The organism is Puniceicoccaceae bacterium (assembly GCA_040224245.1).
Lineage (GTDB): Bacteria > Verrucomicrobiota > Verrucomicrobiia > Opitutales > JAFGAQ01 > JAKSBQ01.
Map to the genome: position 1 here is coordinate 1 of JBEGIR010000046.1, position 8,930 is coordinate 8,930.

Below are 8,930 nucleotides of genomic sequence, written 5' to 3' on the forward strand. Positions count from 1 at the left end.
CACGCGAAGACAGTGATGATAGTTCCAAATCCAAACACCGCGAGTGGACACTGACCGAACTCGCACTGCTGCCAGGATCACCCTTCGTGGGACGCTCCGCCAGAGAACTTTCACTCCGTACCCGCTTCGGAGTTAATCTGCTCGCAGTCTCCCGCCAGGGCAAACGAGAGACCCAACGCCTGCGCACACTCACTCTGCGAGCGGGTGATTTGCTGCTCGTTCAGGGTGCGCAGGAGTCCATTTCAGAACTGGCCTCCACTTCCGGGTGCGCACCTCTGGCGACACGTGACCTGCGCATCCCTGACCGGAAAAAAGCGCTGCTTGCGACATTGATCCTCGCTGCAGCCATCCTTGCCACTGCCTTTTCCGTATTGCCTGCCGCTATTGCCTTCACGGCGGCTGTCTTGCTGTCCATGGTCTTCGGTACCATCCAGTCGCGCACCGCCTACGACGCAATTGACTGGTCTGTGGTGATCTTGCTGGCGGCCCTGATACCGGTTGCCGGAGCCATGGAAACCACGGGAACCGCAGAGGTGCTTGCCCGGGGTCTGCTCAATGGCGTTGCCCAGGGCAACGCTGTGATCGCGCTGTCATTGATTCTGGTAGTGACGATGACGCTCTCCGACCTCATGAACAATGCCGCTACCGCAGCAGTGATGTGTCCGATTGCGCTGAATCTTGCCGCACAACTCCAGGTCAACCCGGACTCCTTTCTCATGGCGGTTGCCATCGGTGCGTCCTGTGCATTTCTAACCCCGATCGGTCACCAGAACAATACGCTCATTCTGGGTCCTGGCGGATTCAGTTTCAAGGACTACTGGCGCATGGGATTACCCGTGGAACTACTCGTGATCGCGCTCAGCCTGCCCCTGCTACTGATCGTCTGGCCGTTATAGTTTCCCATACCCATAGCTCAAAACAACCTCGTGCCCAACGATGAAAGCTACCCCTGAAACGCAAACCTTCCGCAGTACCCTGCACGCAGCAGTCACCCAACCCGGTGAAGCCCCGTGGGGTTTTGTCATCCTGCCAAAGGAAATCAGCCAAACGCTTCCACGCCGGGGTCGGACCACCGTGCAGGGCACGTTGAATGGACATGCCTTTCAGGCAATGCTCGAACCCGACGGACAGCTGAGCCATTGGCTGAAAGTGAATCCCGACTTGATGGGTCAATCGTCATGCACCTTTGGTGACGCAGTTACCCTCAGCATCACACCCGTCGCGCAGGAACCCGACCCAGACATTCCCCCAGACTTTCGTGCAGCACTCAACGCCACTCCCGAGGCCCTGGAAGTCTGGCAGGCAACCACTACGCTTGCCCGGGTGGACTGGATTCACTGGATCACCTCCGCCAAACAACCCCGGACTCGCTCCAAGCGCATCGCCGATGCCTGTGACATGCTAGCATCCGGCAAACGCCGCGTCTGCTGCTTCGACCCGTCAGGCTACTACAGCAGAGCTTTCAGTGCCCCTGAAGCTAGCCGATTCGCCAACGAACAGTGATCCTGCTCTTGGGTCGAGCAAATCGAGTGCGCGTTAGTTTGGGGATTTTCCTTTTCCGCTCAGGGCCAGGTTCCACACCCGTGGATCCCGCAGTGCAAGGGCGACCCATACCAGAATACCGATCAGCACGGGCATGAAAAACGCCTCTTCGAGGCGCACATGCGTCGCCGTGGCACCCCCTAGATAGGCAGACAGCAGGATCGCTCCATAAAATGCCACTCGTGGAATGAGAAACAGCAAGGTCACGACGACTTCGACCACACCGATGCTGAACATCACCTCTGTCGACCATCCCATTTCTGCAAACATGGCTTCCTTGCCCTCCCAGTCTGTAAACTTGCCACTTGCACTGGCAAAAACCAGGAACACTGCGATCAATCCACTGAGGACCCATCCGATACGTTGTTGAGTAGAAGATTTCATAGTATGGATAAGGTATTGATTTTATGTCATTTTTCCAGGAACAGGAGCTAGCGGACGAATCTCAATGGTGCCCTTTTTTGCCGGCGAAAGACGACTGGCAATCGCCAGTGCCTCATCGAGATGATCCACATCGATGAGGTAATATCCACCAAGCTGTTCCGTGGTCTCAGCAAACGGACCATCGGTGATCTCACGCTTACCGTTGCGAATGCGCAGGCTCGTAGCAGTGGAGATGGGCTGCAGTGGCGCTGACGACAATAGTTTGCCCTGCTCAGCCAATTCAGCACTGATGCGCGACGAATCCTCGACACACTGTTCATACTCTTCCTGAGTCCAGGCGTCTTCTTTTCCGTAAATCAACAGCATGTACTTCATGAGTCACCTCCTCCACAGCAAGCCCCGGAATAATCCGGAGCATCGGGCACGGACGGATCCCGAATGATCCAGGCCTGGTTGTTCATGGGGTTAAAAGGAAGTGACACGTGCTCGTGCACCACTTTCCAGTTCCCGCCGATTCGCCGAAAACAAAGCGTGATGCGAAGCCATGTCTGCGCGGAAGGATGCCCCTCCTCGTCCGTCACGATGTGATGCATGCCAAACGCAAAGGCCGTGTCCCCCTGCACGTGCACACTGACATCCCGATGCTCGGAACGAAAGGTCTCCGGAAAGAATGGCAGGCATTTTTCCCAGGTATCGCTGAGCGCTGCAGTCCCCTCCACTTTATAGGGAGGGATGGCGTCAAACACCACCACATCGCTAACATAGTTGGCCGTCAATCCCTGCGCGTTCTTCGCTTCGAGGGCGCTTGACCAGTCCGCGATCAGTCGGCGGATTTCGGCTTCATCCTTTGAAGAATTGGTATAGGTTGTATTCATGTATTTTCTCTTGGGTTCATCGATTCATTGAGCTTCCGGTCCGTCCGCCATCACCATCCACGGAACACCAAAGCGATCCGTAACCTGACCATAACTGGGTGACCAAAATGTTTTTGTCATCGGCATCTCAATGGTTCCTCCCGAAGCAAGCGCGTTGAAGAGTCGTTCTGCGTCCGCCACTTCCTTTGCGGACAACGCCAGTCGGAAACCACTGAAAGTGGACGCTTCATCGCATCCGTCCGAAGCCATCAGGTGAACATCGCCTATCTTGAATTCGGCATGCATGATTTTGGACTCAAATCCAGGTTCAATCATGCCCTCTGGCAAGGGTTCTGGGCTTTCGTTGAAGCGCATTTGAAATCCAATCTGCGCACCCAGGTGCTCCCGATAGAACTCCAATGCCTCTTCGCAGCGCCCACCCAAAAACAGATACGTGCGTAGGCTCGACCCCTGGCCTGCGACGGCATTTCTTTGAGCCTGGTCCTGCTTTTCCAATTCGCCAGTGGGATCCCACTGCGCGTAGTCGGCAGGTTCGTAGAGGGGACGAATTTCAATATCCGAATCCCCGGTCATGGGATTGGGGCAGCGTTTGACCCACTCCTTGGCTTCGTCCAGAGACTGCACTTCCCATATCCAGTATCCGGCTATCAATTCCTTGGTCTCCGCAAAGGGACCATCCTTTACCACTCGATCCGCTCCACTGAAATGCACGCGTGCACCGGCAGAGCTGGGTTTGAGGCCCTCACCATCCTTCATGATGCCTGCAGCTATGAGTTCGTCGTTAAACGCTCCCATCGCCTGCATCAGCTCCGGACTCGGAGGCACACCGTTTTCACTGTCTTGGGTCGCTTTGACCAGAATCATTACTTTCATTCCATTTTCCTTTCGATTCGGGGGTTGTTGTGGGACCGCAGCACAAGGCTTCGTGGTCGCATTCCATGGAGTGTTTTTCCGGAGACGAACCGAACCTGCTGAAGGCTTTCAAATACCATTGCAGCTCGATCCGATCATAGGTCACCACCGGAATGGGACTCCATTGTCGATGGTTCTGATACATTCAAAAACAAGCTAAAATCAGGCGGTTGCAGATTTCCCGCCGCGTTCCATTTTTTCGGCAAATTCAGGATCCACCGAACGGATTTCAAAGGGACCGATGCGAACGCCCGGATGTTGGCTCATCAGCGAAATCGCATGATTCAGGTCGCGGGCCTCCAGCATCAATATGCCACCGAGAACCTCCTTGGTCTCTGCAAACGGACCCTCCGTCACCGCAACCGCACCGTTTTGCATGCGCAGGGTCACCGCATTGCAGGCCGGACCCAGTGGTTCACCACCGATAAAATGTCCGGTTTCCCGCAGTTCATTGTCGTAAGCGAGACAGCACTGCTCCATGCTCTGGCGCTCTGCTTCAGGCAAGGCGTTGAACTGCTGCTCGTCGAAATATCCCAAACAAACAAATTTCATGTGAGTTGACTCCGTGGATTGAATGATGTGCGCGGAAAATCTTATCCGCTTTCCCCTATAGTCGCTTCACCTGTGCTCGATTCGACACTTCCAAAAATTTTTCCCACAAAAATTTGTTCACGCCCGTTTCACACCGGATGAACTCTCAACCATTCGAAGTTTTCGCTGTAACAATCGCCGCTCCGGTTCCTGTCGCGCAAGTCCCAGTGCCAGCTCAAAGGCCTGCGCCGCCTGCTCAAACCGTCCGTTTCGACGCAGCAACTCTCCACGTGCAGAGTGCGCGAGGTGGTAGTCCTGCAATTGCCCACGCTGCAGCAGGGCATCGATCCGGGTGAGTCCAGCCTCCGGACCATCCCGCATGGCGATCGCCACCGCCTGATTCAACTCAACCACAGGAGTAGGTCGCAACCGGAACAACAGTCCGTAGAGCAACACGATCTGATTCCAGTCTGTCTGAGCTGCACTCGATGCATCCGCATGCACGCAGGAAATCGCCGCCTGCAGTGTATAGTGCCCCACACCTCCCAATTTCATGGCACGTTCCACCCACTGGCGTCCTTCTGCAATCAACTCCTGATCCCAGCGGCTACGATCCTGGTCCTCGAGCAAAACGATATCGCCCGCATCATCGAGGCGCGCGCTGCGTCGCGACTCATGCAACAGCATCAGCGCCAGCAATCCCATGACTTCGGGTTCTGGCAACAGACTCAGAATCGCGCGCGCCAGGCGAATCGCTTCGCTGCACAGTTCGAAGCGAATGGCGCACTGCCCGGCAGATGCAGAATAACCCTCGTTGAAGACCAGGTACACCACTGCCAGCACCGAATCAAGTCGCTCGGGTAACTCTGCGGTGGAGGGTATGCTGAACGGGATGCGAGCCTCTTGGATCTTCTTTTTTCCGCGCACGATTCGCTGCGCCATTGTTGACCGAGAGGTTAGAAATGCGCTCGCAATCTCTTCGGTCGTCAGTCCACACACTTCCCGCAGGGTCAGGGGTATCTGAATGTCCGGGTCAATAGCTGGGTGACAGCATGTGAAAATCAGGCGCAGCCGATCATCCTGAATATCCTGTTCCGCAAAGGAGTGATTTGCAGATTCGATTTCGTCCAGACGTCGCTGTAGCTCCGGCTCGAGCATGTGGCGCCGCGAGCGTCGACGCAGCACGTCAATGGCCTTGAACTTACCGGTGGTGATCAGCCAGGCTGCCGGATTCTCCGGAATCGACGATTGGGGCCATGTCTTGATCGCCGCAGTAAACGCATCATGCAGTGCATCTTCCGCCACATCCATATCCCCGATCAGCCGGATCAGCGATGCGAGTACCTTTCCAGATTCACTGCGGTAAATCTGATCCATTCGGGACTGGAAGGAGGCGTCGCCGGACATGGACCCTTCAATGGCACAAATAACACCTTGCTTGCAAGCACTCGTTGAAGTTTGTTGCGGGTCAGGGCTTGAGCATGCGTATCTCTACCCGTCGGAATTCGATGGGATGACTCTCTGCCTGCAGCGCGATAAATCCACCCTGCAGGGAAAGATCGTCGCTCTGAATCAAGCGCTGTGCGTCGGCATCGTCCGGGTCCAGCTGAGGCTGCGAATATTCCATGACAGTCGTCCCGTTGATGCGGTGAACGATGCGTTCATTGCCCCGCACTTCCACCTCAGCAGTCACCCACTGTTCGCCGTGAAAGGTTGGTGAAGTCGATTCCGTGCAATGTGCCGTGTGCAGTTTTCCGTCCATCACGACATGAGTGCCCGGAGTGCAGAGATTGCCAGTCGGACGCGCGTCAATCCCGTTCCCCCCAAGAAACTGTACCTCAATGGAGACCGGAAAATTCTGCGCTTCGCCCATGGTTTCCGGAGCCTGACTGTGCACCATCACTCCACTGTTGCGATAGGCCCAACCGGGACCGCCACTCGCCTGTTCTCCCACAAAACGATATTCGATGCGCAGCACATAGTGCGTGAACGGTGCTCGGTAAAACAGATGCCCGAACTCATTCTGAAAGGGTTTCGCGGGATCGTAAACCACACGCAGAATTCCCTGCTCGACGCGAAAAGTTTCTCCCGGATTGGCCCCGAGTGCATGGCCCGTGAATTTTGGGGTCCATCCCTTCAGGTCGCGTCCGTTAAAAAGCGAAACCCAAGAATCGTCGGAAGTCGAGTCAGCCGCCTGCATGAGGGGCATGTGCAGTAGCGCCAACACCGTCAGCGCACAGTTCAGGGTTCGCAGCAATGCATTCATGGCACAATCATGGTCGATGGATCGACTGGAGTCGAGTCGTCATTGCAGCGGCGCAGCAGGGTGAAATACATCGGTCCCCAGCCATCATCCAGATCGGGTCGGATCATCCAGCCGTAGCGCGTTGCGCGGCCAATGGGCGCCGTGACCGGTAGCAGCTCGGCATCAGTCTTTTTCTGCAGGTAGCGCTCGATCACCCCATCATTTTCGGACGGATGGATGGAACAGGTGGAATACAGCACTACCCCTCCCGGACGCGTTGCCAGCACAGCGGAGCAAAGCAATCCATATTGCCGCTTGGCAAGGGATTTGACGCGGTGCGGACTCCACTGAGCCAGGGCCTTCGCATCGCCCAGCACATGCCGCTCACTCGAACAGGGGGCATCGAGCAAAACGCGATCATATCGCTGCTGGTGGCGATAGCCCCAGTCAATTCCGTCCGCTGCCGCCAGTTTCAACTGAGGCAACTCAAAGGCATCCTGTCCATGGTAGCGTCGAATCACCTGCTTGAGTTTTTCGAGCCGGGGTCGTGAGAGGTCGGTGAGCATCAGGGCATCCCCCTCGGCAAGGGATTCCAGCAACATCAGCGCCTTCCCGCCCGGTGCCGCACAGACATCCCAACTGGACTTGGCTGGATGCTTCAGCAGCGTCTTCACTGCCAGTACCGATGCCAGATCCATCAGATAAAAGGCGTCGGGATGCTGCTCCATCGCTTCGAGCACTTCAAACTCGCGCACATCAAAACAGCCGGGCAGCTCAAGTGTTTCGGGTATACCCTCAGGCAGCACACCTTGCCGAACACCCATGCGCGTAAGCCGGGCAACATGTTGGCGCGCTCGCAACAGGGCAGATTTCAGAGAGGTCCACTCGTCCCCAAACACGGTCTGGTAGTGGGACTCAAAATCAGCTGCCATGCCGCGCTCCCCCAACCACTAAAAACACTTACGATTCCCCGATCAATACGCCTTCGCAAAGACGGCCTTGCGCGTGGTCGGCTTGCCAGTGAAGATACACTCCCCGGGTTCAAACGCATCGAGCAATACACAGCGCACGGTTGTCTTGAACTGCTTGGACAGCGCATCCTCCAGTTCCGCATCCCCCGCCCAGTAGGCGATGGCAAATCCGGTCTCATCCGTCTCGGATGCAAAATACGATTCATAGGCCGCACGGGAGTTGACTTCGCAGGTGCGCGCTTCGCGATACGCCTTTGCGCGCTGCAACAGCGCATCCTGAATCTCCTGCAACAGGGATTCCACTCCGGCGATAAACGCGTCGCGCTCCAGGAATTCCTTCGCCTTCGGACCCTGATCCCGGCGAATCATCACCAGTTTGCCCGACTCGACATCGCGCGGCCCGACTTCGATGCGCACGGGCACACCTTTCTTGACCCACTGCCAAGCCTTCTCCCCACCACGCAAATCCCGATCATCGACTTTCACGCGCAGGGGGCGGCCTGCATAGGATTTTGACTTCAATTCCGCATAAAGCGCATCCACATAGGCCATGACCGACTCCCGTTGTTCCTCCTTGGGAATCACGGGCATAATGACAATTTGCTGCGATGCCAGTCGCGGTGGCATCACCATGCCATCGTCATCCGCATGCGTCATGATCATGCCACCGATGAGACGCGTACTCACTCCCCAGGAGGTGGTCCACGCATGCTCTTCAACACCTTCCTTGCTCAGGAACTTGATGTTACAGGACTTCGCAAAATTCTGACCGAGAAAATGGGAAGTGCCCGCCTGCAGGGCTTTTCCATCCTGCATCATGGCTTCGATCGAGTAAGTATTGACGGCTCCGGGGAAGCGCTCGCCTTCGGTTTTTTCACCTTTGATAACGGGCATGGCCATGTAATTTTCCGCAAAGTCCGCATAGACATCCAGCATCTTGAGTGTTTCTTCCACCGCTTCCGCTTCGGTCGCGTGTACGGTATGCCCCTCCTGCCAGAGAAACTCGGCCGTGCGCAGAAAAATACGGGTGCGCATCTCCCAGCGCACGACGTTGGCCCACTGGTTGAGCAGCAGGGGCAGGTCGCGATGCGACTGCACCCACTTCGACATGTACTCGCCGATGACCGTCTCGGAGGTGGGGCGCACCACGACGGGCTCCTCGAGCTCCTTGCCCCCGCCGACGGTGACCACGGCGAGCTCGGGGCTGAACCCCTCGACGTGCTCGGCCTCACGCTGCAGGTAGCTCTCGGGGATGAACAGCGGGAAGTAGGCGTTCTCGGCGCCGGCCGCCTTGATGCGGGCGTCGACCTCGGCCTGCATGCGCTCCCAGAGGGCGTAGCCGTAGGGGCGGATCACCATGGTCCCCCGCACCGGCCCGTGGTCGGCCAGCTCCGCCTTGGTGAGCACGTCCTGGTACCAGCGGGGGAAGTCGTCGGCCTGGGGGGTCAGCACGGGAGCCTTTGCCATGGC

The 8,930-nt window shown here is 56.8% G+C and carries 11 protein-coding genes; 2 read left to right on the forward strand and 9 right to left on the reverse strand.

Annotated features, from left to right (window positions below; all coding sequences use genetic code 11):
- Positions 1 to 896, forward strand: an 896-nt coding sequence (locus tag ABQ298_07715) for an SLC13 family permease (protein MEQ9824255.1), incomplete at its 5' end; no start/stop codon positions are given.
- Between the two features lie 40 nt (positions 897 to 936).
- A complete protein-coding gene (locus ABQ298_07720) occupies positions 937 to 1,503 on the forward strand; it encodes a YdeI/OmpD-associated family protein (protein MEQ9824256.1) in 567 nt (188 codons plus the stop codon).
- 33 nt (positions 1,504 to 1,536) lie between these two features.
- Here the strand turns inward: ABQ298_07720 and ABQ298_07725 are convergent, their stop codons facing one another.
- The 9 genes from ABQ298_07725 to proS form a co-directional block, all read right to left on the reverse strand.
- Positions 1,537 to 1,926 carry a DoxX family protein gene (locus ABQ298_07725; protein MEQ9824257.1) on the reverse strand — a complete coding sequence of 130 codons (390 nt, stop codon included), beginning with the start codon at positions 1,924 to 1,926 and terminating at the stop codon, positions 1,537 to 1,539.
- A 21-nt stretch (positions 1,927 to 1,947) separates the two neighbouring features.
- Positions 1,948 to 2,301: a YciI family protein gene (locus tag ABQ298_07730; protein ID MEQ9824258.1), complete on the reverse strand. Its 354-nt coding sequence runs from the start codon at positions 2,299 to 2,301 to the stop codon at positions 1,948 to 1,950.
- Complete coding sequence (locus tag ABQ298_07735) at positions 2,298 to 2,801, reverse strand: nuclear transport factor 2 family protein (protein MEQ9824259.1); 504 nt, start codon at positions 2,799 to 2,801, stop codon at positions 2,298 to 2,300. Before ABQ298_07735 ends, ABQ298_07730 begins: the two co-directional genes overlap by 4 nt.
- 24 nt (positions 2,802 to 2,825) lie before the next feature.
- Positions 2,826 to 3,674 (reverse strand): YciI family protein, encoded by an 849-nt coding sequence (locus ABQ298_07740; protein MEQ9824260.1) that lies wholly within the window; start codon positions 3,672 to 3,674, stop codon positions 2,826 to 2,828.
- A 201-nt stretch (positions 3,675 to 3,875) separates the two neighbouring features.
- Positions 3,876 to 4,265 carry a YciI family protein gene (locus ABQ298_07745; protein ID MEQ9824261.1) on the reverse strand — a complete coding sequence of 130 codons (390 nt, stop codon included), beginning with the start codon at positions 4,263 to 4,265 and terminating at the stop codon, positions 3,876 to 3,878.
- 117 nt (positions 4,266 to 4,382) lie between these two features.
- Positions 4,383 to 5,651 (reverse strand): RNA polymerase sigma factor, encoded by a 1,269-nt coding sequence (locus ABQ298_07750; GenBank protein ID MEQ9824262.1) that lies wholly within the window; start codon positions 5,649 to 5,651, stop codon positions 4,383 to 4,385.
- Between the two features lie 61 nt (positions 5,652 to 5,712).
- Positions 5,713 to 6,510, reverse strand: a complete 798-nt coding sequence (locus ABQ298_07755) for a DUF1080 domain-containing protein (protein ID MEQ9824263.1) — start codon at positions 6,508 to 6,510, stop codon at positions 5,713 to 5,715.
- On the reverse strand, positions 6,507 to 7,421 hold the full coding sequence (locus ABQ298_07760; protein MEQ9824264.1) for a hypothetical protein: 915 nt from the start codon (positions 7,419 to 7,421) through the stop codon (positions 6,507 to 6,509). The genes ABQ298_07755 and ABQ298_07760 overlap by 4 nt, the downstream gene beginning before the upstream one ends.
- 42 nt (positions 7,422 to 7,463) lie before the next feature.
- Positions 7,464 to 8,927: a proline--tRNA ligase gene (gene proS, locus ABQ298_07765; protein ID MEQ9824265.1), complete on the reverse strand. Its 1,464-nt coding sequence runs from the start codon at positions 8,925 to 8,927 to the stop codon at positions 7,464 to 7,466.
- Positions 8,928 to 8,930: the final 3 nt, after the last annotated feature.

Excerpts from the sequence above, each read along its gene's own strand:
- ABQ298_07720 (MEQ9824256.1), top strand. The coding sequence starts at position 937 with ATGAAAGCTACCCCTGAAACGCAAACCTTCCGCAGTACCCTGCACGCA.
- ABQ298_07725 (MEQ9824257.1), bottom strand. The coding sequence starts at position 1,926 with ATGAAATCTTCTACTCAACAACGTATCGGATGGGTCCTCAGTGGATTG.
- ABQ298_07730 (MEQ9824258.1), bottom strand. The coding sequence starts at position 2,301 with ATGAAGTACATGCTGTTGATTTACGGAAAAGAAGACGCCTGGACTCAG.
- ABQ298_07735 (MEQ9824259.1), bottom strand. The coding sequence starts at position 2,801 with ATGAATACAACCTATACCAATTCTTCAAAGGATGAAGCCGAAATCCGC.
- ABQ298_07740 (MEQ9824260.1), bottom strand. The coding sequence starts at position 3,674 with ATGAAAGTAATGATTCTGGTCAAAGCGACCCAAGACAGTGAAAACGGT.
- ABQ298_07745 (MEQ9824261.1), bottom strand. The coding sequence starts at position 4,265 with ATGAAATTTGTTTGTTTGGGATATTTCGACGAGCAGCAGTTCAACGCC.
- ABQ298_07750 (MEQ9824262.1), bottom strand. The coding sequence starts at position 5,651 with ATGTCCGGCGACGCCTCCTTCCAGTCCCGAATGGATCAGATTTACCGC.
- ABQ298_07755 (MEQ9824263.1), bottom strand. The coding sequence starts at position 6,510 with ATGAATGCATTGCTGCGAACCCTGAACTGTGCGCTGACGGTGTTGGCG.
- ABQ298_07760 (MEQ9824264.1), bottom strand. The coding sequence starts at position 7,421 with ATGGCAGCTGATTTTGAGTCCCACTACCAGACCGTGTTTGGGGACGAG.
- proS (MEQ9824265.1), bottom strand. The coding sequence starts at position 8,927 with ATGGCAAAGGCTCCCGTGCTGACCCCCCAGGCCGACGACTTCCCCCGC.